At 61.3% G+C, this 22,427-nt stretch carries 20 protein-coding genes and 2 pseudogenes; 14 read left to right on the top strand and 8 right to left on the bottom strand.

Annotated elements, in window-relative coordinates; genetic code table 11:
- Nucleotides 1-34: 34 nt before the first annotated feature.
- The 3 genes from HNR38_RS07415 (at nucleotide 35) to HNR38_RS07425 (ending at nucleotide 2,192) form a co-directional block, all read left to right on the top strand.
- On the top strand, nucleotides 35-766 hold the full coding sequence (locus HNR38_RS07415; RefSeq protein WP_183701474.1) for a sulfite exporter TauE/SafE family protein: 732 nt from the start codon (nucleotides 35-37) through the stop codon (nucleotides 764-766).
- Nucleotides 767-842: 76 nt separating this feature from the next.
- Nucleotides 843-1,223: a rhodanese-like domain-containing protein gene (locus HNR38_RS07420; RefSeq protein ID WP_183701477.1), complete on the top strand. Its 381-nt coding sequence runs from the start codon at nucleotides 843-845 to the stop codon at nucleotides 1,221-1,223.
- 15 nt (nucleotides 1,224-1,238) lie between these two features.
- Nucleotides 1,239-2,192 carry a GGDEF domain-containing protein gene (locus HNR38_RS07425; protein WP_183701480.1) on the top strand — a complete coding sequence of 318 codons (954 nt, stop codon included), beginning with the start codon at nucleotides 1,239-1,241 and terminating at the stop codon, nucleotides 2,190-2,192.
- On the opposite strand, the gene HNR38_RS07430 is transcribed toward HNR38_RS07425, so the two are convergent.
- The gene (locus HNR38_RS07430; RefSeq protein ID WP_246362529.1) at nucleotides 2,184-3,014 is read right to left on the bottom strand and encodes a substrate-binding periplasmic protein; all 831 of its coding nucleotides are present in this window, start codon (nucleotides 3,012-3,014) and stop codon (nucleotides 2,184-2,186) included. The two genes, HNR38_RS07425 and HNR38_RS07430, sit on opposite strands and share 9 nt — an antisense overlap.
- Nucleotides 3,015-3,120: 106 nt before the next feature.
- Complete coding sequence (locus HNR38_RS07435; protein WP_183701483.1) at nucleotides 3,121-3,546, bottom strand: hotdog fold thioesterase; 426 nt, start codon at nucleotides 3,544-3,546, stop codon at nucleotides 3,121-3,123.
- A gap of 141 nt (nucleotides 3,547-3,687) precedes the next feature.
- Here HNR38_RS07435 and HNR38_RS07440 point away from each other — a divergent pair, with 141 nt between their 5' ends.
- Nucleotides 3,688-4,149, top strand: coding sequence for a c-type cytochrome (locus HNR38_RS07440; protein WP_183702040.1), 462 nt, complete (start codon nucleotides 3,688-3,690; stop codon nucleotides 4,147-4,149).
- A gap of 12 nt (nucleotides 4,150-4,161) precedes the next feature.
- On the opposite strand, the gene HNR38_RS07445 is transcribed toward HNR38_RS07440, so the two are convergent.
- Nucleotides 4,162-4,851, bottom strand: coding sequence for a cytochrome b/b6 domain-containing protein (locus HNR38_RS07445; RefSeq protein ID WP_183701485.1), 690 nt, complete (start codon nucleotides 4,849-4,851; stop codon nucleotides 4,162-4,164).
- Between the two features lie 244 nt (nucleotides 4,852-5,095).
- Between HNR38_RS07445 and HNR38_RS07450 the strand changes: the two genes are divergently transcribed.
- Nucleotides 5,096-5,779, top strand: coding sequence for a type 1 glutamine amidotransferase domain-containing protein (locus HNR38_RS07450; RefSeq protein ID WP_183701488.1), 684 nt, complete (start codon nucleotides 5,096-5,098; stop codon nucleotides 5,777-5,779).
- Between the two features lie 39 nt (nucleotides 5,780-5,818).
- On the opposite strand, the gene HNR38_RS17600 is transcribed toward HNR38_RS07450, so the two are convergent.
- Nucleotides 5,819-6,316, bottom strand: a complete 498-nt coding sequence (locus tag HNR38_RS17600; RefSeq protein ID WP_425488694.1) for a methyl-accepting chemotaxis protein — start codon at nucleotides 6,314-6,316, stop codon at nucleotides 5,819-5,821.
- A gap of 39 nt (nucleotides 6,317-6,355) precedes the next feature.
- A pseudogene (locus HNR38_RS17605) lies at nucleotides 6,356-7,159 on the bottom strand (PAS domain-containing protein); the annotation flags it as partial.
- Nucleotides 7,160-7,434: 275 nt separating this feature from the next.
- Here HNR38_RS17605 and HNR38_RS07460 point away from each other — a divergent pair.
- The 8 genes and pseudogenes from HNR38_RS07460 to HNR38_RS07495 all read left to right on the top strand — a co-directional run bounded on the left by HNR38_RS07460 (nucleotide 7,435) and on the right by HNR38_RS07495 (nucleotide 14,280).
- Nucleotides 7,435-7,920, top strand: a complete 486-nt coding sequence (locus HNR38_RS07460; protein WP_246362532.1) for a DUF6231 family protein — start codon at nucleotides 7,435-7,437, stop codon at nucleotides 7,918-7,920.
- Nucleotides 7,921-7,946: 26 nt separating this feature from the next.
- Nucleotides 7,947-8,360: a YkvA family protein gene (locus tag HNR38_RS07465; protein ID WP_183701498.1), complete on the top strand. Its 414-nt coding sequence runs from the start codon at nucleotides 7,947-7,949 to the stop codon at nucleotides 8,358-8,360.
- Nucleotides 8,361-8,419: 59 nt separating this feature from the next.
- Nucleotides 8,420-9,196, top strand: a pseudogene (gene pomA, locus HNR38_RS07470) (flagellar motor protein PomA).
- Nucleotides 9,197-9,199: 3 nt separating this feature from the next.
- Nucleotides 9,200-10,129, top strand: coding sequence for a flagellar motor protein MotB (locus HNR38_RS07475; RefSeq protein ID WP_183701501.1), 930 nt, complete (start codon nucleotides 9,200-9,202; stop codon nucleotides 10,127-10,129).
- A 177-nt stretch (nucleotides 10,130-10,306) separates the two neighbouring features.
- On the top strand, nucleotides 10,307-11,740 hold the full coding sequence (locus HNR38_RS07480) for a circularly permuted type 2 ATP-grasp protein (protein ID WP_183701504.1): 1,434 nt from the start codon (nucleotides 10,307-10,309) through the stop codon (nucleotides 11,738-11,740).
- Complete coding sequence (locus HNR38_RS07485; RefSeq protein WP_183701507.1) at nucleotides 11,734-12,672, top strand: alpha-E domain-containing protein; 939 nt, start codon at nucleotides 11,734-11,736, stop codon at nucleotides 12,670-12,672. The genes HNR38_RS07480 and HNR38_RS07485 overlap by 7 nt, the downstream gene beginning before the upstream one ends.
- Complete coding sequence (locus HNR38_RS07490) at nucleotides 12,669-13,454, top strand: transglutaminase family protein (RefSeq protein ID WP_183701510.1); 786 nt, start codon at nucleotides 12,669-12,671, stop codon at nucleotides 13,452-13,454. Before HNR38_RS07485 ends, HNR38_RS07490 begins: the two co-directional genes overlap by 4 nt.
- Nucleotides 13,455-13,548: 94 nt before the next feature.
- Complete coding sequence (locus tag HNR38_RS07495; protein WP_183701513.1) at nucleotides 13,549-14,280, top strand: proteasome-type protease; 732 nt, start codon at nucleotides 13,549-13,551, stop codon at nucleotides 14,278-14,280.
- On the opposite strand, the gene HNR38_RS07500 is transcribed toward HNR38_RS07495, so the two are convergent.
- Nucleotides 14,266-17,379, bottom strand: a complete 3,114-nt coding sequence (locus HNR38_RS07500) for an efflux RND transporter permease subunit (protein ID WP_183701516.1) — start codon at nucleotides 17,377-17,379, stop codon at nucleotides 14,266-14,268. The two genes, HNR38_RS07495 and HNR38_RS07500, sit on opposite strands and share 15 nt — an antisense overlap.
- Nucleotides 17,376-18,611: an efflux RND transporter periplasmic adaptor subunit gene (locus tag HNR38_RS07505; RefSeq protein WP_183701519.1), complete on the bottom strand. Its 1,236-nt coding sequence runs from the start codon at nucleotides 18,609-18,611 to the stop codon at nucleotides 17,376-17,378. The genes HNR38_RS07500 and HNR38_RS07505 overlap by 4 nt, the downstream gene beginning before the upstream one ends.
- 131 nt (nucleotides 18,612-18,742) lie before the next feature.
- Between HNR38_RS07505 and HNR38_RS07510 the strand changes: the two genes are divergently transcribed.
- Nucleotides 18,743-19,189, top strand: coding sequence for a potassium channel family protein (locus tag HNR38_RS07510; RefSeq protein WP_183701522.1), 447 nt, complete (start codon nucleotides 18,743-18,745; stop codon nucleotides 19,187-19,189).
- A gap of 6 nt (nucleotides 19,190-19,195) precedes the next feature.
- Here HNR38_RS07510 and HNR38_RS07515 read toward each other — a convergent pair whose 3' ends face one another.
- Nucleotides 19,196-22,426 carry an efflux RND transporter permease subunit gene (locus HNR38_RS07515; protein WP_183701525.1) on the bottom strand — a complete coding sequence of 1,077 codons (3,231 nt, stop codon included), beginning with the start codon at nucleotides 22,424-22,426 and terminating at the stop codon, nucleotides 19,196-19,198.
- Nucleotide 22,427 lies beyond the last annotated feature (1 nt).

Raw genomic sequence — 22,427 nt, forward strand, 5'->3', positions numbered from 1 at the left:
GTCAACACGCCCCGTTTCACGAGGACCGTTCCCTTTGCTTGAGATTTCCCTGCTCCAGTTGCTTCTGGCCAACCTCGCCATCCTTGCCGGCTCCTGCCTGCAGGGTGTGGCCGGTTACGGCATAGGCACCCTGTCTGCCCCGCTGCTGTTCCTGATCAGCCCGACTCTGCTGCCGGCGCCACTGGTTCTCAATGCCACACTTCTGACCATTCTGATGCTGCTGCGTAATCGCGGGGCCCTGCAGATACAGCAAGTGCGGTTTGCCATCGGCGGCGGTGTGGTCGGCATGATCCTGGCTGGCGTGACCCTGGCACTGATCTCCCCCAAGGGGTTTGAACTGACCTTCGGCATCCTGATTCTGGCCGGTGTTGGCCTGAGTGTAGCCGGCATCAAACCCGGGCTGAACAACACCAGCAGCACCATCGCCGGGGCGGCCTCCACCTATATGGGAACCATTACGGCGGTGGGCGGTCCACCCATTGCCCTGATTTACCAGAACGAGAAGGGACCGCTGGTCCGGGCCAATATGTCGGCGTTCTTTCTGGTCGGCAGTTTCTTCAGCCTGATCGCACTGGTGTTCTCAGGGTATCTGGGTAGCCCCGAGCTGATCCTGGCAGCAGCAACCTTTCCGGGCGTACTGGCCGGGTTCTGGCTGTCCGGACACCTGGTGCACCGTATTCCGTTCGGGCATCTGAGGCCTGTCATTCTGGGCATTGCCGCCGTCGCCGGTGCGGCCGCGCTGATCCGCGGACTGATGACACTCTAGGGAAGCCCTTGATTAAGGTGACGCCGGCAAAAAAAATGGCGTAACCTGAAAGCAGATAACAGAAGGAGGCAGCACAATGAAAACCGCGCAGGACCTTGTCCAGGACGCCAAACAGGACATTCGCGAAATCTCCGTTGAGCAGGCTGACGCCGCCATCAAGGACGCCGACCTCCTGCTCGATGTCCGGGACGCCGACGAGTACCGGACCAGCCACATCCCCGGAGCGGTCAACATCTCCCGTGGCATGCTGGAGTTCAAGTTCAGCAACGACCCGTCCCTGGAAAACCGGGACATGGATATTGTGCTCTACTGCAAAACGTCCGGGCGCGCTGCACTCAGCGCCAAAGCGCTCAAGGATATGGGCTACCGCAGCGTGCAGTCCATTGCCGGGGGGTTTGATGCCTGGCAGGAAGCGGGCAAGGATGTGGCCAAACCGAAACTGCCGGAGTTCGAATAGGCAGCTGAAAAGCTTATGACCTCAGGAACGCCTGAGCAGAACCCTCCGCCGGGGACAGACGCATCACCCTCGGCGGACGCTCTGCAGACCGTGCTCGACAACATAGACGCGCTGGTTTACGTGTCGGATTTCGACACCTGGGAACTGCTCTACATCAATGCCTATGGCCGGCGCATCTGGGGCGACATCAATGGTCGCAAGTGCTATCAGATGCTACAGGGCAATAACTCTCCCTGTTCTTTCTGCACCAATCACCTTCTGCGCAACCCCGATGGCAGTGCCGCTGCTCCCCACGTCTGGGAGTTCCAGAACACACTCGATGAACGCTGGTATCAGTGCCGTGATCAGGCGATCCGCTGGACGGACGGGCGACTGGTCCGACTGGAAATCGCTACGGATATCACCGACCGTAAGGAGATGGAACTGGCGCTGAAAGAAGCTCACAGTAATGCCAGGCAGGCAGCGTTTACCGATGAACTGACCACGCTGCCCAACCGGCGGGCCTTTTTCAGGCTGGGCGAGCAGATGCTGCGCCAGGCCAGGCGCTACGATTCCCCGCTGGCATTGATCATGCTCGACCTGGATCATTTCAAACAGATCAACGATACCCATGGCCATGGCGCCGGCGACGAGGTCCTGCGTCAGTTTTCGACACTACTCAAAGAAGGCGTACGGGATTCGGATATCGCCGCCCGGGTCGGGGGCGAGGAATTCGCCATTCTGCTACCGGAAAGTACGCTTGAGGATGGCGACGAACTGGCCTCACGCCTGCTCCTGAAAACAGGCGACACGCTGATTCGGTATCGGGGGAAAAGCATACGCACCAGTGCAAGCTTTGGCGTTACCGCCATCGCCCGGGAGGATCACAGCCTTGAAGACCTCCTGCACCGGGCTGACCACGCCCTTTACCGTTCCAAGGATCTCGGCCGGAACCGGATCAGCACTGAAGCCCCGGAAGAATTACTCTGACGTTTCCAGATATTCCCGGGTGTATTCTTCAACCAGGGTGTCGATGCGCCGCTGACGGGTAACGTCGGCCAGCCTGCGTGCAAAGGCCTCACGAAAAGCCTCGGTATTACAGGGTGAGCGCCGGGAAAAGGCAAAGTGAAGCCGCTCACTGCTGATCGGCGGCTCCAGTGCCACAAAATCATCGGCCAGACCCAGCCTGGCCAGTTTTACCTGACCCTGCAGTTTTTCGTAAAGCACGTAGTCAACGCGATCGGCCTTGGCCATACGGAAGGACTGCTCGATCGTACGAATACCTTCGATGGCCAGGTGCTGCTCAGCAAAATGATCGAAATCCTGTCCGAAGCTGTTGTTAATCAATGTGCTGCCAGTCTTGTTCCGTAGATCCGTCCAGTAACGGTAGGAGAAACGGTCATCCGCCGGAACCCAGACATTCGAGGGCAACCAGGTGACCGGAGGCGAAACATAGTCCAGATAGCCCCGACGCTCCTCCGTCACAAAGGCGCCCGCCACCAGGTCAATGTCTCCCAGTCGCGCGGTGCGCTGAACCCGGGCCCAGGAACCAAGATCCCGTACCTCGAGCGCTACCCCCAGAGGTTCAACAATCTCCCTGAGCAGTTCGGCCAGAGCTCCTTTCAGGGGCTGTGACTGATCGCCGGCCTGCCACAACAGCGGCGGATACTCCGGATTGCCACTGGCGACCAGAGTGTCGCAGGAGGCGTCGTCCCTGGCATGAGCCGGGCCAGTCGCAACCACGAACCCAAGAGCAACCAACAGTCGAAAACCGCGCCGGTGCCACCCGGCCATCGACTTGCTTAAAGGCATGAGGACTCCAACACAGCAGCTTTGGAATGACAGGCCGGAACACCAGCCTGTCGTCATCATACCGTAACTCTAGTGCGACAACCCGCCATCGTCGAGGTCATCCCTCTCAACGGCGCCGGGTAACAGCCATGGTCAGCCGGGACAGGCAGGTCAGCCGCCCCTTGTCATCTTCCAGCCGGATTTCCCAGACCTGGGTGGCCGCGCCAAGGTGAACCGCTTTCGCCGTGCCATACACCCAGCCGCCACTGACCGGGCGAACATGGTTGGCATTGATGTCCAGGCCCACCGCCATGGTGCCCTTGTCCCGAAGACAGCAATTGGCCGCCATGCTGCCCAGCGTCTCTGCCAGTAGCACCGAGGCTCCGCCATGCAGTATGCGAAAGGGCTGCACCGTGCGGTCGTCGACCGGCATGCGGCCTTTGAGGTAATCGTCACCGATTTCCAGGTATTCGATACCCATATGGTTAACGGCGGTGTTCTGGCTAACGGCCGTCATCTGCTCAAGGTCGGGGGTCACCGTCCAGATCGACATGTAGAGATTCTCCGGGTGGAACTTTTATCGCTTATATTTGTCAGGAATGAGGTTATGCATATAGCATGCTCAACACCATGGGGGTGTTATAGAGCATTTTTGCCTGACAACCAACCCCAAAAAAGAGAGGGAACTGAAATGATGAAAACGACCGCACTGGCCGCTGCACTGGCCGCCGTTGCACTGGCAACCCCCGTTGCCGCCCAGATGGACGTGGAAGACCAGATTGAAACCCGCCAGTCGGCCTACCAGTTTGCGGCCTGGAACATGGGGAAAATCAAAGCCCAGGCTATTGACGGCTCTGTTGCCTACGATCAGCAGCAGATCCAGGCAGCCGCCAACGCCATTGCCGCTGTAGCAAACTCCGGCATGAGCACGCTCTACAGCCGGGACAGCGCCAACGACCGTGCCGATAACACCCGACTGAAACCAAACTTCTTTGAAGAGCCTATGAAAGTTCAGGAAGTGGCGGTCAATTTCGTTCGTGAGGCGAACAAGCTTCAGGAAGTGGCCGCAACCGGGGACAAAGCCGCCGTGGCCCAGCAGTTCGCCAAGGTTGGCGAATCCTGCAAGGCCTGTCACGACAACTTCCGCGCCGACTGATCCGGCCGGGCCTTACCAGCCCAGGTTTTCCGGGGGTGGCGGTGGTGGTGGCACCAGGCCGCCATTCGCCACCCAGACCACGAAAACCGCAATGCCTACCGCTATCACCAACGCCAGTACGCCGCCGCCAGTGGCATCGGTTATCGCAGTCGCCCCGGGCGTCACCGGCTTGCGCCCGGTAATCATCGGTTTGACCAGGTTGTCTTTTTTCACCCGCGTGTAAAACACCACCGCCAGCACATGCAGCGCCACCAGAGCGTACAGGAACCACTCGGTCTGACGGTGCCAGCCACTGAGCGTATCGCTCCAGTCTGAAGAGACCAGCCGATACAGCGGGCCATTAAAGGCAATATCATCATTGGCGAACAGACCGGTCACCGCCTGAAAGCCAAACAGGCCCAACAATGCCAGAACCGACAAGGCACCCAGTGGGTTATGTCCAACCCCCTGCCACTGGCCCCGGAGATAGGCGCGGATGGCTCCAGGCCCCCGGACAAAGTGCGCGAAGCGGGCATAGGTGGAGCCCACCAATCCCCAGATCACGCGGAAGGTCAGCAGCCCCACAACCAGCAAACCGAAACGTTCATGCCAGGCCATCCAATCGCTGCCGAGCTTGATGGTGACCATGGCACCGGCCACCGCCAGCACCAGCGACCAGTGAAAAAGGCGGGTAGGCAGATCCCACAGCCGTATCGTTGACATAACCATCCCTTTTAACGATATGAGTTTTCACACTGACAGTGATCAATCTGTCAGGTTCCCCGGACCAAACCCACGACTCAGATCAATCCATACCGCGATTGTCATTCGGCAACAGAGGGAAGCACTGATCCGCAGGATTCGAGCCTCCGTAATCGGGTGTTGAAATTACCGGAGATCATCACAAGCTCACTCCGTAGAACGATGGAAACCCAATTCCAACGTCCCCGAAGGAGGGTCAATCAACATGAAAATCCTGATGGTTCTGACATCCCACGACCAGATGGGAGATACCGGCCACAAGACCGGCTTCTGGCTTGAAGAGTTCACGGCGCCGTTCTATGTCTTCAAGGATGCCGGTGCGGATATCACACTGGCCTCGCCCCAGGGTGGCCAACCCCCGGTTGACCCCAACAGCGAAGCCGAAGAGGCGCTGACCGAAACCACCCGCCGGTTCAGTCAGGACAGCCACGCCAAGGAAATGCTGGCCAGCACCAAGAAACTGGCGGACGTCGACATGAGCGACTTCGACGCCATCTTCTATCCCGGCGGCCACGGGCCCCTGTGGGACCTGGCCAATGATGACAAGTCCGTGGACCTGATCAAATCGGCATGGGAGCAGGACAAGGTCATCGGTGCGGTCTGCCACGCACCGGCCGTATTCCGCAATGTGTTCATCAAACCCGGCCAGAACATCGTCGGTGGTCGTGAAGTCACCGGCTTCACCAACACCGAGGAGGAAGGCGTTCAGCTCACGGGCATTGTGCCTTTCCTGGTGGAGGATATGCTCAAGGAAAACAACGGCCGTTACAGCCGCGGTGAAGACTGGGCCGCGCACATTGTCGTCGACGGCAAACTGATTACCGGCCAAAACCCGGCGTCATCGGAAGGTGCCGCCAAGGCGGTCGTACAAACGCTTCAGGAAGGATGACCTCGCTACCGGGGGAGGCACCGCCTCCCCCACCTGCCTTTACCGGCCGATAGCGTCGATGGCATCCAGTACCGAGCCGGCTCCGTCCCGGATTTCACCGACCACATCCTCAACGGCAACCGACTGCTGCCGACCTTCGACCGCAACGGCCAGCACGTCCGTTATCTGTTGTTCGACACCACCCGACAGCCCAAGAATGGTGTGAATGACATCCGCGATCTCATCGGTCGCACCACTGGTGTTGGCCGCCAGCTTGCGAACCTCGTCAGCAACCACCGCAAAGCCACGACCGTGCTCCCCGGCCCGGGCTGCCTCAATGGCAGCGTTGAGGGCCAGCAGGTTGGTCTGGTCTGCCACTCCGGCGATGGTGTCCACCATTTTTTCGATACTCTGGGAGCGCTCGTTCAGTTCGGCGATGAGCCGCTTTGCTTCGTCCACTCCAGATTCAATACGCTCGGCGGTCGCCTTTGACTGCTGCAGGGCTTCGTCCGCACGGCCAATGATATTGACCGTCTGGGTTGCCGTGGCTGAGGCCACCGCGGCTGCATCGCGGGTCTGCAGCGCTTCCTCGACCCGCTCGGTAATGTCACTGGCGAACTTGATCACCTTGACCACCTGCCCGTTTTCATCCAGCACCGGGTTGTAGCTCGCTTCCAGCCAGAGATCGGCTCCATCCGAACGCAGCCGGTGGAAACGACCGGAGCGGAATTCTCCCTGCGCCAGTCCGCGCCAGAAATCCGGGTTCTCGCGGTAGAAGTCGTCGTCGCAGAACATCCGGTGATGCTGGCCACGAACGTCTTCAAGGCGGTAGCCCACCGCCGACAGAAAGTTGTCGTTAGCGGTCAGGATGGTGCCATCGGGATCAAACTCGATGATCGCCATTGAACGCTGAACCGACGCCAGCGCGGCCCGCTGGTCTCGCAACTGGTCGTGTTTTTCGGTGACATCGCTGGCAATCTTCATCACACGGTCGATCTCACCGGATTCGTCAGCGACCGGGAAATAGGTCGCCTCCAACCATAGCCGGCGGCCCTGACGGTCCCTGCGCGGGTAGGTGTCGGAATGGGGCTGGCCCCGGCGAAGGGACTCCCAGAACCGGCGGTATTCGCCCGAATTGACCCATTCGCGGTCGCAGAACAGGCTGTGATGCTGGCCCACCAGTTCTTCGCGGCGGTAGCCGACCAGTTCGGCAAAATGGTCACTCACATCCAGAATCAGGCCGTCCGGTGTGAAGTCCACCGTCACCGAGGCAGCGCGTATGGCGTTGAGCACGGCCTGGCACTGACTCGCCTGGCGGCGGTCATCGGCCATCTGCTGTTTTTTCTTTTGGGTCAGGAACATGCTTTCTTCCGTTTCGGTCGTGGGCACAACCACGAACATCCGGTTCCATGGCCTGCAAAAATCAGTTGTCGGGAAAGCGGCCAGCCTGCAACCTTGGCCAGATCCCTTTCCCACACTCGTACGTAAGAAACCTCAGTCACCAACGCAGCCATGAGCTTTACGTTGTCCGTCCTTTACTGGTTTACCGTGGGGCGGCGGAATCCGGCCAGACAGGGTCGCCAGTATGACCCGAACGGCGAGTTCATGAGACGATAACGGGGACACTCAACCCGACTGGTGGGACTGCACACCATCGATGCAGCGGAATGGCCGATATGACGGATACAACCCCGGAAAAAGTACTGGCCCGCATCATAGACAGCAGCGCTCCGCAGAGCCTGCTGTGTTGCGGCGACATGGCGCGCACCGCCGGTGAGGTGTGGGCGGCCGCAAAGCCGGATGGCCACCTGCTAACGCCGGACCCGGCCAACCCCAACGCCGATATGCCGCCAACTGAAAGGGTGGACCTGGCACTGATTACTGACACCCTGGAGCATCTCAGCCAGGACGAAGGCGCGTTGCTGCTCGGCCAGTTACGGAATTTCGGAACCGGCCGCATCGCAGCAATGGTTCCGGCCGACAGCGAGTGGCACATGACCGACTTTATCGCCCTCGGCTTTCACCGGCATGCCGAACTTGAAGGGCGGCAGGGCCGGTTCACGCTGTACAGCTATAATCTCTCCAGCTACAACCACAAACGGGCCTGGAACAATCCCGACAACTGGGCCAACCCGGAAATGTGGGGCAAGGCCTGGTGGTAACGGCACAAAAAGGATCCGGATCAATCATGGCACTCTTCTCAGAAAAGACAGCCGCAGACCGACTGGACCGGGAATCCCGCAAGGTGGCCCCGGAGGACATCGAAGACCTGCTGGCACGTCAGCAGGCGGTCGAAGACAAGGTTCGCGCCAGCGGTCGTCTCAACCGCTTCAGTACCGACGTGCGCCTGATGTTCTCGCTGATCCGGGATTACTGGCGGGGCGATTACCGGGACATTCCCTGGAAGACCATTGCCGGAGTAGCCGCCACGTTGCTGTATGTCCTAAATCCGCTGGACCTGCTCCCGGACATGATCGCCGGCCTCGGCCTGGTGGACGACGCCACGATTGTTGCCTTTTGCCTGAAACTGGCTGAATCCGATCTTCACCGCTACGCTGCGTGGAAGGAAATACAGCAGGAAAATAGCACAACCGATAATTGATTACGGATTGACCGGACGGTATTCTCCCGCTCCACCAACAGTCCATCAACGGAGTCACTGTGGATTTAGCAACCCTGATAGGTCTTGTCGGAGCGATACTCCTGATTGCCGCCTCCGTGGTTCTTGGCGCTTCTCCCCTGGTATTCATCAACCCGGCATCCCTGCTGATCGTGGTCGGCGGCAGCCTGTTTGTGGTTCTGGCGAAATTCAGTATCGGGCAGTTCCTCGGGGCGTTTAAAGCCGCCGCCCGGGCATTCAAGTTCAAGCTTCCGGAAGTCCAGGAAAGCATTGAGGAGTTGGTGGAAATCGCCCAGATCGCCCGCAAGGAAGGCGTCCTGGGACTGGAGCAAAGGGAAGTCACGTCACCGTTTTTGGCCCAGGGCATCCAGATGCTGGTGGACGGCCAGACCACAGAAACGACCCAGCAACTGCTCAGCAAAGAACGGCTGATGACCCTGGAACACAACCGTTCCGGTGCCAAGGTGTTTACCGCGTTGGCGGACGTGGCCCCGGCCATGGGTATGATCGGTACCCTGATCGGTCTGGTGCAGATGCTCTCCAACATGGAAGACCCCAAGTCCATCGGCCCTGCCATGGCGGTTGCCCTGCTGACCACCCTCTACGGCGCCATGATCGCCACCATGATTGCCAACCCGATCGCCGACAAACTGTCCCTGCGGATGACGGAAGAGGCGCGGATGCAGTCACTCTAAATCGATGCTCTGGTTGCCATACAGGACGGCACCAACCCCAGGATCATCGAACAGATGCTGTCCAGTTACCTGCCACCCAAGGAAAGGGCGAAAAACGGAGAGCCGGAGGCAGCGGGAGGATAGGCTATGGACGAACTCCCGGAAGAGGAAAAACCGGGCATCCCGGCCTGGGTGGTTACCTTCGCCGACCTGATGTCCCTGCTGATGTGCTTCTTTGTGCTCCTGCTCTCTTTTTCGGAGATGGACGCCATGAAGTTCAAGCAGATTGCCGGTGAACTCTCCAAAGCCTTCGGTGTCCAGCGGGAAGTCCCGGCCCTTGAAATTCCCGAGGGTACCAGCCCGATCTTTGACAGCTTCTCACCCGCGCCGCCGGAACCGACCGTCGTCAACCAGGTCAAGCAGACCACGACCGACACCCAACCTGAGATTCAGACACTTAAAGAAGCTCAGGAACAGGCGGTTCAGGAAGCCATCCAAAACGAAGTCGACGCCAACGTCGCCGAAATACGCGATGTTCTGCAGCCGGCCATCAAGGATGGCCGCATTGATGTCACCGAAAACCAGCGCCGGATTGTTATCCGGGTCGAAGAAAAAGGGTCGTTTCCTTCCGGCTCCGCCCAGCTTACCTGGGAATTCGAAGGCCTGCTGCTGGACATGGCGGAAGTTCTGGCCGGCATACCCGGCGACCTTGCGGTTGAAGGGCACACGGACAATATCCCGATTAATACCGACAGGTTCCAGAGTAACTGGGACCTGTCGGCCGCCAGGGCCGCGGCGGTGGCCAACGTCCTGCTGGCCCGGGAACAGGTGGCGCCGGAGCGCCTGAGAGTCACCGGTCTGGCGGATACCGAACCCAGGGTTGCCAACGACAGCACCGAAAACCGTGCCAAGAACCGCCGGGTGGAGATCATTATCGATCTTTCCGGCCCACTGGAAGAAAAAGAACTGGCCCTGCGCAAAACCATTGAGGATCGCCAGGCCGAAGCCACCGAAGAAGCGATCATCGACCTCGAAGCACCGGAACCGCCTCCCACCGGTAACGAACTGACCTGGTAAACGGGCCGGCGGGCGCTCCATTCTGGTGCGCTCGCCCGGTCCGGGAGCCAGCCCGCCCGTTCATCGCACTCCGTTCCCCCTGAACAGCCCCCAAACCCGGCCATGGCCCGGCTTTTGCTGCTATCTTTTTATACGCGCCTCTATTGAACAGCGCGCTTTGAGGGGGCAGATGGAAGCATGCAGATAAAAAAACCCGCGTCGGGAATCTACGACGAACTGTTTGGGGAAGACGACCGGTTCCGGCCCCATTGCCGGATGCTGGAGCAATGGCTGAAACACTCCAGTGAGGAACTGATCACCGATAAACGCCGCGAAGCCGATGTCCTGTTCCAGCGCCTGGGCATCACCTTCAATGTCTACGGCGAAGAACAGGGCGCTGACCGACTGATCCCCTTCGACCTGATTCCCCGGGTGATATCGGCGGCCGACTGGCAGAAACTTCAGGCCGGCCTGCGTCAGCGTGTACAGGCGCTGAACCGCTTTCTGTATGACATCTACCACGATTACGACATCGTCAAGGCGGGGGTGATCAGCGCCGAACAGGTCTTCGCCAACCCCCAGTACCAGCCCGGCATGCAGAACCTCAAGCTGCCGCGCAACCTTTACTCCCACATCGCCGGCATCGACCTGATCCGGCACAACGACGGCGACTTCTACGTTCTGGAAGACAACCTCCGCTGTCCCAGCGGTGTCTCCTACATGCTGGAAAACCGCCGGATGATGATGCGACTGTTCCCGGAACTGTTTTCCCAGCTGTCCGTAGCCCCGGTTGACCACTACCCGAATCTGCTGGGTGAGACCCTCAGTGCCGCGACCCTGAAGCCGGACCCCACCGTCGTGGTACTCACCCCCGGCCGCTTCAACAGCGCCTACTTCGAGCACGCCTTCCTGGCCCGTCAGATGGGTGTGGAACTGGTGGAAGGGGCCGATCTGTTTGTGTCCGGCAACCGGGTCTTCATGAAGACCACGGTCGGACCGCAGCAGGTGGACGTGATCTACCGCCGCATCGATGACGACTTCCTGGACCCGCTCGCCGGCAACCCGGACTCCATGCTGGGTGTACCCGGCCTCTACGCCGCTTACCGCACCGGCAATGTAGTCCTGGCCAACGCCATGGGCACCGGGGTGGCGGACGATAAGTCCATCTACCCCTATGTCCCGGACATGATCCGTTTCTATCTGAACGAAGAGCCCATCCTGAACAATGTGCCCACCTGGCAGTGCCGCAAACCCGAGGATCTGGCCTACGTGCTCGATCACCTGGACGAGCTGGTGGTCAAGGAAGCCCAGGGGGCCGGTGGTTACGGCATGCTGATCGGTCCGAAGGCCAGCAAGAAGGAACTGGAAACCTTCCGGGCACTGCTCCGCAACCGCCCGGGCAACTACATCGCCCAGCCTACACTGAGCCTGTCCACCTGTCCGACCTTCGTTGAGGAGGGTGTCGCGCCACGACATCTGGACCTGAGGCCCTTTGTGCTGTCCGGCAAGAAAATACAGATGGTACCCGGTGGCCTGACTCGGGTAGCCCTCCGGGAAGGATCACTGGTGGTGAATTCCTCCCAGGGCGGCGGGACCAAGGACACCTGGGTTCTGGAGGGCGAATCATGCTGAGTCGCGCTGCTTCCAGTCTGTTCTGGATGGCCCGCTATCTTGAACGGGCCGAGAGTCAGGCACGGCTGATCAACGTCAGTCTGACCATGGCACTGATTGATGTTCCCGAGGACCGGACCGAACAGTTATCGGTACCCCTGCTGGTTTCCGGCATCCACGAAGTGTTCTTCGAGTACTACGAAGACATCACGCCCCAGAACCTGATTGATTTCCTGGTGCTGGACAGCCGGCATCCTGCCAGTATCTTCGGCATTTTCCAGGCCGCCCGTGACAACGCACTGCAGGTTCGGGGCAATCTGTCATCCGATGTCTGGGAGAGCATTAATCAGGCCTGGTTTGAGATGAAGGACCTGCAACGTCGTGGTGTCCGGGAATCCAGCGCCAGCTCGGTTTTTGACTGGGTCCGGGAACGCTCCCACAGCTTCCGGGGCGCTGCCTACGGCACCCTGCTGCGTAACGATGCCTTTCATTTCCTGCGCCTGGGCACCTTCATCGAACGGGCCGACAACACCGCCCGGGTACTCGACATCCGTCATGCCATGGCCACCAAGGCCAGCGAGGAACAGACCACCCAGGCCTTCTTCGAATGGACGGCCGTGCTGCATTCCCTGGCGGCCTTCGAGGCCTACCAGACTCTCTACGGCAACAATCTTGAGCCCATGAACGTAGCGGAACTGCTGATCCTCAAGCCGGATGTGCCCCGATCCCTGCACGGATGCCTGAGGGAGATCGCGACACTGCTCGAGCAGGTGACCAGCGGCGATGCCCGCCGTGCCCGGCGACTGGCGTCCAGCCTGTACGCCAACATCCGCTATGGTGATCGGGACTACATTGCCGAGTGCGGCCTTCACAACTATCTGGTGGACTTCCTGGAACGCATTCAGGACATCGCCGGCCAGATCCAGCAAGACTATATGGGGTGGCAGCCATGAGACTGCATATCCGGCATGAAACCCGTTACACCTACGACTCCCCGGTTCGGGACAGCATCCAGTACATCCGTCTGACGCCCCGGAACACGCCCCAGCAGCGTATCCACCAGTGGAAGCTCACCACCCCCGGCGAAACCAGCCAGATGGTCGACGGTTTCGGTAATCTGGTCACAGTGATGACGCTGGCCAAACCGGTCAGCGAAATCATCCTGACCGCCGAAGGCATTGTCGACCTGACCGGCAAACCACTGACCCGGGACGACTCCCCCTTTCCTCCGGCGGTTTTCCTGCGCCAGACACCGCTGACCGAAGCGGACGCCGCCCTCAAGGAACTGGCCGACCAGCACACCCCGAACAAGCGGGGCCTGCTCAAACTGATGCAGCAACTACGGGACCATGTGGCGTTCCAGCCCGGAGCCACAACGGTCAGCCATACCGCCAGCGAGGCCTACAGCCTCAAAGCCGGGGTCTGCCAGGATCACACCCATATGTTCCTGGCCTGTTGCCGGCATATCGGGGTACCGGCCCGGTATGTCAGTGGCTATATCCATTCCCCCAACGACGATCATGTCGCCACCCACGCCTGGGCGGAAGCCTGGATTGGCCGCAACTGGCAGACCTTCGACGTGGTCAACACCCTCAATGTGGCGGAAAGCCACATCAAACTGGCGGTGGGCCTTGATTATCGGGACAGCGCACCGGTCCGGGGCGTTCGCGGGGGTGGTGGCACCGAGCATATGTCCACCCGGGCCTGGGTCACGGATTCGGAGATAAGCCAGTAGCGACCGGCCAGGTATAGGGACATAAAACACTCACACCTGGCCACGTAAGCGATTAGACTACGCCCAGATAAGAAAGGCTGTCAGGAGGGGCTGAATGACCTATTGCGTAGCCATGCGACTGGCCGAGGGCCTGGTATTCGCATCCGATTCCCGGACCAATGCCGGGTTCGACCAGATTTCCACGTTTCGCAAGATGCATACGTTCAGACAGGCCGGGGAACGGGAACTGGTGCTGTTGTCCGCCGGCAACCTGGCCACCAGCCAGAGCGTAATCAGCCTGCTGGAGCGCCGGGCCGGCACCGATGCCCCCAATGTCCTGGGCACCAGTTCCATGTTCGAAACCGCCGAGCTGGTCGGCCAGACCATCCGGGAGGTGATCCAGAGAGACAATCCGGACGGCAAGATCAGCAATGTGGATTTCAGCTGTTCGCTGATCCTTGGCGGGCAGATCCAGGGAGAGCAGCCCCGGCTGTTCAACATCTATCCGGAAGGCAATTTCATTGAAGCCACCGAGGAAACCCCGTTTTTCCAGATCGGCGAATCCAAGTACGGCAAGCCCATCCTGGACCGGGTGGTCAGCTACAGCACGCCCCTGGACCGGGCCTATCAGTGTGCCCTGATCTCCTTCGATTCCACCATGAAGAGCAACCTGTCGGTGGGCATGCCGCTCGATGTGGCCATCTACCGCCGGGACAACCTCCAGCCCTGTTTCACCGAACGGGTGGACGAGTCCAGCCCCTATTTCCACGATCTGCGCCAGCAATGGCACGAGGGCCTGCGCGGCCTGTTCAACCAGTTAACGCCGCCGGCGCTAGGCCCGGGCTGAGCGCCATTCCCGGAACTGCTCCAGCCAGCTCAGCAGGGCCGGAATCACCAGTAACACCAGCAGCGTGGACAGGCCCAGGCCAAAGGCTATGGACGTGGCCATGGGTATCAGGAACTGGGCCTGCAAAGAGGTCTCGAACATCAGCGGTAGCAGGCCGCCAATCGTGGTCAGGGAGGTCAGCAGCACAGCCCGGACGCGCTGAACCGTGGCCTCCTCAAGTGCCTCGGTGATCCCCAGCCCCTTCTGGCGCTGCTGGTTATAGAAAGTCACCAGAATAATGGCGTTATTGACCACGATACCGGACAGGCCAAACAGACCGAACAGGGACAGGATCGTCAGTTGCAGGCCCATCAGCCAGTGCCCGATGAGGGCGCCAACCAGGGCGAACGGAATGATCGCCATGACAATCAGCGGCAGACTCCAGGACGCAAACACCCAGGCCAGTACCACGTACATCAGTGCCAGACCGATCATCAGCCCGGTTTTCATGTCCGCCATGGTTTCGCGCTGATCGGCCGAGCGGCCTTCAAAGCTGTAACGAACCCCGTAACGGCTGGCGATGTCCGGCAAGGGACCGGCCTGAAGGCTCTGGAGGATATCGTCGGTGGTGGCCACGGCGGTGTTCAGGCCCGAGGTCACCTCCACCGCCAGTTGGCTGTTGGCGTGCCGGAGGGCCTGGAAGCCCTGGCGATGGTCCAGGTTCATCACCTGGGTCAGGGGCACAAACCGGCCATCCGGGATCCTGACTGTCATCCGCTCCAGGGTGGCGTAACGTTCCCGCTGGAAACGGGGCAACTGCACCCGTACCTCCATCTCATCACGCCCCTCCTGATAGACCTGCGCGATACGGCCATCAAAGGCCGCCCGCAGTTGGCGGCCCAGTTCCACCGTGGTCAGCCCCAGGGCCTCGCCATGGGCGCTGACCTGATAGATCAGCTGCTCCCGGCCCCAGGGCATGTCGTCTTCCACGTCCAGCACACCGGGCAGCGCGCCCAGCGCCTGGGCCAGTTCATCCGCCGCCTGCTTGAGCTGCACCGCGTCGCCACCGGTCAGCCGAACATTGACGTCCCGGCCCGGCGGGCCGGCCTGGCGCTCGGTGATGTTCAGGGAATCCAGTCCCGCCGGTAGCTTTAGCCGGCTGCGCCATTCGCGGATAAACGCCGGGTTGCGCACGTCCCGGCGATCCGACGGTACCAGTTCCACCAGCATTGAGCCCAGCTCATCGCCATTCCGGGAACTGCCCTCCGCCCCCTGGGTGGCGCCATAGGTGGTCACCGCGTGCAACACCAGATCCCCGCCCAGCGCGGCTTCGGTCTCGTTCAGCGCCTCCTGCATCCGGGTCATGAACCCGGAAACCGTCTCCTCACTGGTGCCGGACACAAAGCTGGCGTTGGCATAGAACACCGAAGGCTCCGGCGTCGGGAAGAAATTGAATCCCAGCCGGCCACCGGCCAGCAGCCCGACCGTCATCACCGCCACCGCCAGGGCGGAGGCAACGGTAACCCCCCGATGCTCCAGGCTGTAACGGGAAAAACGCCGGAAAGGGCCTTCCCGGAAACGGTCGAAACGGTGCTCAAAGCCCTTGCGCAGCCGGGTGACCGCATGGGACCGGCTCCCGGCTTTACCGGACGGTCGGTCAAAGGCGTGCCGGAGGTGGGCCGGCAATACCACGAAGCACTCCAGCAGGGAGGCAACCAGCACACAGATCATCACCAGCGGAATATCCCCGAGAATGTTGCCAATCACGCCACCCACCACCAGCAGGGGCATGAAAGCGGCCACCGTGGTCAGGGAGGACGCGAGCACCGGCCAGACCATACGTTTGGCCGCCCCCTCGGAGGCGTAGATCGACTCTTCGCCCATGCGGGCATGGGCGTCGGCATCTTCTCCCACCACGATGGCGTCGTCCACAATCACCCCTAGCGCCATGATCAGCGCGAACAGGGAGATCATGTTGATGGAGCCACCGATCAGCCAGAGCACGGCCAGGGCCGCCAGGAACGCCGTCGGGATGCCGATGGCCACCCAGGCGGCAACGCGCCCGGGCAGGAACAGATACAGCAGCGCCACCACCAGTACCAGACCACCCAGGCCGTTATTGACCAGCAGCGAAATCCGGTCTTCCAGCAACTGCCAGGTTTCGTCGTAGACCTCAAGCTTGACCGTGGGCGGCAGTGCCGGGCGGGTCTCCGATAACCAGCCTTCCAGTGCCCGCGCTGCCGTCAGCGAGTTGCCGTTCTCCGCCCGCTGCAGTTGCATTTCCACCGCCGGCTGGCCTTTATTGGTCAGCACCGTCTGGTTGTCCCGGGCCTCCTGGCGGATGATGGCGATGTCGCCAAGACGCAGCCGGATGCGGTCACCGCTGAGTACCGGTACCGATTCAAAGGCCTGGGGGGTGCGCCGCTGTTCCAGGGAACGCAGTTCGCGGGTCGCATCCTGCTGGGCCATCATGCCCGCCGGCAGGTCCCGCGACAGGGCGGCCACCCGGTCGGCCACCTGGTCCAGGGACAGCCCCAGGGTTTCCAGGCGTTCCACCGGGATATCGATGCTGATCTGCTGTTCCGGTAAGCCCCGGATATTGATCCGGTCGATCCCGCGCTCGAGCAACTGATCCTCGAAGCGGTACACCATCTGTCGCAGCTCACTGCGATCCAAGTCACCATACACCAGCAGACGGGCCACCGGTTCGTAACGCTCCACCCGCGACACCTGGGGTTCTTCAGCATCAGACGGGAAATTATTGAATTCATCCACCTGCTGGCGGACGTCATCCACCGCCTGGATGGGATCGGAGCCCTCATGAAATTCCAGGCTGATGGAGGCCACGCCCTGGGCGGAGGTGGACGTCATTTTCTTCAGGCCATCCACGCTGCGTAGACGCTGCTCCAGCGGGTCGGTGACGGCACGCTCGACATCCTCGGCGGAGGCACCGCTCCAGACCACCCGGACACTCACCACATCCAGGGCAAAGGTGGGAAAGAACTGGATATTCATCCGGCTCAGGGCCAGCACGCCCCCCAGCAGCATCACCAGCATGACCAGGTTGCCGGCCACCCGATGGTGGACGAAAAAGCCGATCACTCCCTTCCTGCGGCTCATGAGGACGGCTCTCCGTCTGTCTCAGCCAGCCGGACCCGCAGCCCGGTCACGGCGTTGGGCAGATGGGTGGTAATCAGTCGCATGCCCGGCTCCAGTGCCTCGCCGGTGATCAGCAGCCGACGCTCACCCTCACGGGCATCGGCTTCGCCAATACGTTCCACGGTCAGCCGCTGCATGCGGTTGTCATCGGTCATCACATAGACGCTGTCGGCCCCATACAGGGCACTGAAGGGGACCTCCACTGCGTCATCACGGGCCGGGCGCTGCAGTTCCAGGGTCTGCAGGCTGCCGGGGCGCAGTCCCTCCGGCGGGCCCTGCAACTCAAAAACCGCTTCCGTGCCGGCGGCGTCCGACAGCCCGGCAAACCGGGTCAGCACAAACTCCTGATTTCCGGCCCGTGCGATCAGCCGCTCACCCCGCCCCAGGGCATCGGTCAATTCCTTCTGGAATACCCGGGGGACGGTCGCCCGTACTTCCAGACCTTCCCGGGGATAAACCGACAGCAACGTCTGGTTGGGTGACACCCTGTCGCCCTCGGCCACCTGCAGGTTGGTAACCACACCGTCAAACGGCGCCTTCGCCCGCGCCCGTCTGGAATCAAGCTCCGTGGTGGCCAGGCTCGCCCTGGCACGGGTCAGCCTGGCCTCAAGGCTCTGCAGCCGGGCGGGGTGTTCCTCGATGGCACGCTGCCGGGTGGTGACCGTCAACTCCGCCCGCGCAAAGGCATCGGTGGCCGCCTCCCGTTCGCCCTCCGAAGCCATATCTCGCTCCGCCAGTGATTCGATACGCCGGAACTGGCGACGGGCATTGGCCAGGATGGACTGCTCACTTTCCAATGCCCGCTGATCATTGCGGTATCTCACCCGCTCCGAGTCAATCTGCGCCTGCAGATCGGCAACATCCGCCCGGGCCCGGGCGAGTACCGGCTCGATATCGACCGTGTCCAGAGCCACCAGGAGATCGCCCCGCTTTACCCGGTCGCCCTCACTGACCGGCAATGCGTCAATCTGCCCGGCCAGCGTGGCCGTCACTGTCTGCAGGTCCGGGGCGACCACCTCGCCGTACAGAGCCAGGACCGGCGACCGCCGGGCCGGCGAAACCGGCTGCACCTGCACCAGCCAGCTGCGCTCGGTGGCGGAAACCTTCGGCGGCTCAGGGCGGGTGGCACTCAACAAAACAAACACCGCCACACCGGCGATCAGGATCAGAACGGGCAGGATTTTCTTGGACATGGAAAGTAACAACCTGTCGGCTAGCGGGACGCGTCTGCGCCAAAACTACTATACAATCAGGCAGAACGCCCACTGGCGGGCAGCAAAGCCCCGCCCGCAAGACGTATCTGACCACCAAGGGAACCGGCTTAATGGATATAGCCCACGACAACCTGCTTAACGTCACCGTTTTGAACGGCCTGCTCGTGTGCGTGGTTGTGATTATCCATAACGCCGCCCTGATCCGGCTCAGCAGCATGCTAAGCCGGATGCGCCAGAGCCACCATTTCCGGCTGATCGTCGCCGTGCTTGGCTGCCTGGTCTCCCACGCCCTGCAGGTGTGGATCTTTGCCTCGGCGTTTTACTTCATGCACCACGCCGAAGGCTGGGGCCAGTTGCTGGGCAACTTTAATGGCACCCTGCTCGATTGCGCCTATTTCTCCTTTACCACCTTCACCACCCTGGGCTACGGCGATGTCGAGCCGCTGGGCCAACTGCGCTATCTCACCGGTATCGAGGCACTCACCGGCTTTCTGCTGATTACCTGGAGTGCCTCTTTCCTGTTCCTGGAAATGCAGCGCTACTGGCCCTCCCGCTGAGGGCCATCAGATCCATTTGCACCGGGCCAGAGTGTAGTAAAGCAGCGGTACTACAATCACCGTGAACAGGGTCGACATGGCCAGCCCGAACACCAGGGAAATAGCCAGACCATTGAAGATCGGATCACTGAGGATGAAGTAGGCCCCGACCATCGCGGAGATCGCCGTCAGGGCAATGGGCTTGATGCGCACGGCGCCAGCAAGCACGACCGCCCGTTCCAGTTCCATGCCCTCGTCGAGAAGCTGGCGGATAAACACCACCAGCAGAATCGAGTTCCTGACGATGATACCCGCCAGGGCGATCATACCGATCATGCTGGTGGCGGTGAATTCCCGACCCAGCAGGGCATGGCCCGGCATGATGCCGATCATGGTCAGCGGAATGGGGGCCATGATCACCAGTGGCAGCAGGTAGGACCGGAACTGGGCCACCAGCAGTACGAAGATCATGAAAATGCCGACACTGTATGCGGCGCCCATGTCCCGGAAGGTTTCATAGGTGATCTGCCACTCGCCGTCCCATTTCAGGGTGCCCTTCTCCGGCAGGGGCGGTTGCTGGATGAAGTACTGCTCCGGCGCTTCTTCCTGCTGTTCCAGGCGGTCCACCATCCGGAACATGCCATAGAGGGGCGAGTCGATGTCACCGGCCATATCCGCCGTGACATAGGTGACCGGCAGCAGATCCTTGTGATAGATCGCCCCCATCCAGTCGGCTTCCCGGACCTCGGCAATGGTCGCCAGTGATACCTGCCCGCCGCTGCGGCTGCGCACGTTCAGTGACAGCAGGGCCGAAGGCTGGGCCTTGGCGCCCTCCGACAGGATCACCCGGATCGGTACCGGGTATTTGGCCTGGTCATCATGCAGATAACTGACACCCGTGCCTCCGAGTGCGGTCTGCAGGGCATTGACCACCTGCGCCTGGGACACACCCAGGCGGGCCGCCCGGGCCCTGTCCACCACCACTTCCCACTGGCGGGTGGGGGCTTCGAGTGTGGTATCAATATCCACCAGGCCATCCACATGGGTCATGCCATCCGCCACCAGATTGGCCAGTTGGGCCCGGCGGGGGGCGTCAGCGGCGTAGACCTCCGCCACCACCGGTGACATGACCGGTGGTCCCGGCGGTACCTCGACAATCTTCACACTGGCGTCGTAGCGCCGGGCAATCTCGGTCAAGGGCCTCCGAAGTCCCTGGGCGATGTCATGAGACTGCCGCTCACGCTGCTCCGCCGCCGCCAGGTTTACCTGGATGTCGCCCTGGTAGGGCTCACTGCGCAGGTAATACTGGCGTACCAGCCCGTTGAAATTGATCGGGGAGGCGGTACCCGCGTAGGACTGCCAGTCGGAGACTTCCTCCACGGTTTCCAGGTAGTGCCCCATTTCCGTCAGCACCCGCTGGGTCTGTTCCACCGGGGTCCGCTCCGGCATATCCAGCACCACCTGCAACTCCGACTTGTTGTCGAACGGCAGCATTTTCAGGATCACCGCCAGGAACACCGGCAGCGAGGCCGCCGCCACCGTCAGCACCAGAACGCCCAGCCCCAGCAGGCGCCGCCGCCAGGGGTGCTCTCCCAGGAAAGGCGTGAGTACCCCGTCAAAAATCTTCAGGGCCATGGGACTGACCCCATCGGCGGAACTGGTGGCTTCGCCCTCCTCGTCCAGGGCCTGACCCTTTTTCCGGCGCAGCAGGCGGAACGCCAGCCAGGGCGCCACTACGAAGGCGACAATCTGGGAGACCACCATGCCCGCGGACGCATTGATGGGGATCGGACTCATGTAGGGCCCCATCAGGCCAGTGACAAAAGCCATGGGCAGCAACGCTGCCATGATCGTCAGGCTGGCCATGATGGTGGGAGTGCCCACCTCGTCCACCGCCACGGGAATGATCTCGCGAATTGAACGGCGACTGTTCTGGATACGCCGGTTGATGTTTTCGGTGATGACGATGGCATCATCCACCAGGATGCCGATGGAGAAGATCAGAGCGAACAGGGACACCCGGTTCAGGGTGAAGCCCCAGGCCCAGGAGAACACCAGGGTCAGCAGCAGGGTGATCAGCACCGATACCCCCACGATCAGCGCCTGTCGCCAGCCCATGGCCGCCAGTACCAGCAGCATGACCGCCAGGGTGGCGGACGCCAGATCCGAGATCAGTTTCTGGGCCTTGTCGGAGGCAGTCACCCCGTAGTCCCGGGTAATCATGACCTCAATATCGGTGGGCAGCGCGCGATTACGCAGGCGCTCGATCCGGTCCTCGATCGCCGTGGTGATATCGATGGCATTTTCGCCCGGCTTCTTGGCGATTGCGAGGGTCACTGCCGGATAGACCTCACCGGGCTGACCCGGCTTCGCCTCCGGATGAGCCGGGCCGAAACCGGTCATCACACTCTGGTCCGGCACCGTACCGCCCCGGCTGACCCTTGCCACATCCTCCAGATGCACTGCGGCGCCGTCATGCATGCCCACAACCAGACCACGAACGTCTTCCACGGTTTCCAGCAGGGTCCCGGTCTGTACCGGAATCGACAGGTTGTTGCGGGTCACCCGGGACTCCTGGCTGGCCGCATTGGCCGATGCCAGTGCCTGGATGATGTCGTCTGTGGTCAGCCCGAAGCCCGCCAGCAGGCCTGGATCAAAGCGGATATCCACCCGGTCGGGTATGCCACCGACGGTATAGATGTCGCGGGTTCCCGGCACCCGCTTGAGCGCCACTTCCAGCATGTGCGCCAGCCGGGTGAGTTCCTCCCCGCTGTGGGTGCCGGTGGGGTCATAGAGTGTCAGGGTCATCACCGGCACATCGTCGATGCCCCGGGGTTTGATCAGCGGCTGGGACGCGCCCAGATCCTGGGGCAGCCAGTCCTGGTTGGAGTAAACCTGGTTATACAGGCGCACCAGCGCTTCCTGACGGGCAATGCCCACCTCGAATTCGACGGTGACCACAGCCTCGCCCTGCCGGGACACCGAGTAGACATGCTCAATGCCCTTGATTTCGCTCATGACCTGTTCAGCGGGCGTGGCAATGGCACTTTCCACTTCCCGGGCGCTGGCACCGGGCATGGCCACCATGATGTCCGCCATGGTGACATCAATCTGGGGCTCCTCCTCTTTCGGGGTGATCACCACCGAGAGAATGCCCAGTGCGATAGCCAGTATCGCCAGCAGGGGGGTTAGATGGTTGTTCTGGAAAACCCGGGCAATAGCGCCGGACGGTCCGACCGGGGGCAGCTCCTGACTCATA

This window comes from Marinobacter oulmenensis (assembly GCF_014201735.1).
GTDB classification, from domain to species: domain Bacteria; phylum Pseudomonadota; class Gammaproteobacteria; order Pseudomonadales; family Oleiphilaceae; genus Marinobacter; species Marinobacter oulmenensis.

Coding starts and splice junctions, on each gene's coding strand:
- HNR38_RS07420 (WP_183701477.1), top strand. CDS start 843: ATGAAAACCGCGCAGGACCTTGTCCAGGACGCCAAACAGGACATTCGC.
- HNR38_RS07425 (WP_183701480.1), top strand. CDS start 1,239: ATGACCTCAGGAACGCCTGAGCAGAACCCTCCGCCGGGGACAGACGCA.
- HNR38_RS07430 (WP_246362529.1), bottom strand. CDS start 3,014: ATGCCTTTAAGCAAGTCGATGGCCGGGTGGCACCGGCGCGGTTTTCGA.
- HNR38_RS07435 (WP_183701483.1), bottom strand. CDS start 3,546: ATGTCGATCTGGACGGTGACCCCCGACCTTGAGCAGATGACGGCCGTT.
- HNR38_RS07440 (WP_183702040.1), top strand. CDS start 3,688: ATGAAAACGACCGCACTGGCCGCTGCACTGGCCGCCGTTGCACTGGCA.
- HNR38_RS07445 (WP_183701485.1), bottom strand. CDS start 4,851: ATGTCAACGATACGGCTGTGGGATCTGCCTACCCGCCTTTTTCACTGG.
- HNR38_RS07450 (WP_183701488.1), top strand. CDS start 5,096: ATGAAAATCCTGATGGTTCTGACATCCCACGACCAGATGGGAGATACC.
- HNR38_RS07460 (WP_246362532.1), top strand. CDS start 7,435: ATGACGGATACAACCCCGGAAAAAGTACTGGCCCGCATCATAGACAGC.
- HNR38_RS07465 (WP_183701498.1), top strand. CDS start 7,947: ATGGCACTCTTCTCAGAAAAGACAGCCGCAGACCGACTGGACCGGGAA.
- HNR38_RS07475 (WP_183701501.1), top strand. CDS start 9,200: ATGGACGAACTCCCGGAAGAGGAAAAACCGGGCATCCCGGCCTGGGTG.
- HNR38_RS07480 (WP_183701504.1), top strand. CDS start 10,307: ATGCAGATAAAAAAACCCGCGTCGGGAATCTACGACGAACTGTTTGGG.
- HNR38_RS07485 (WP_183701507.1), top strand. CDS start 11,734: ATGCTGAGTCGCGCTGCTTCCAGTCTGTTCTGGATGGCCCGCTATCTT.
- HNR38_RS07490 (WP_183701510.1), top strand. CDS start 12,669: ATGAGACTGCATATCCGGCATGAAACCCGTTACACCTACGACTCCCCG.
- HNR38_RS07495 (WP_183701513.1), top strand. CDS start 13,549: ATGACCTATTGCGTAGCCATGCGACTGGCCGAGGGCCTGGTATTCGCA.
- HNR38_RS07500 (WP_183701516.1), bottom strand. CDS start 17,379: ATGAGCCGCAGGAAGGGAGTGATCGGCTTTTTCGTCCACCATCGGGTG.
- HNR38_RS07505 (WP_183701519.1), bottom strand. CDS start 18,611: ATGTCCAAGAAAATCCTGCCCGTTCTGATCCTGATCGCCGGTGTGGCG.
- HNR38_RS07510 (WP_183701522.1), top strand. CDS start 18,743: ATGGATATAGCCCACGACAACCTGCTTAACGTCACCGTTTTGAACGGC.
- HNR38_RS07515 (WP_183701525.1), bottom strand. CDS start 22,426: ATGAGTCAGGAGCTGCCCCCGGTCGGACCGTCCGGCGCTATTGCCCGG.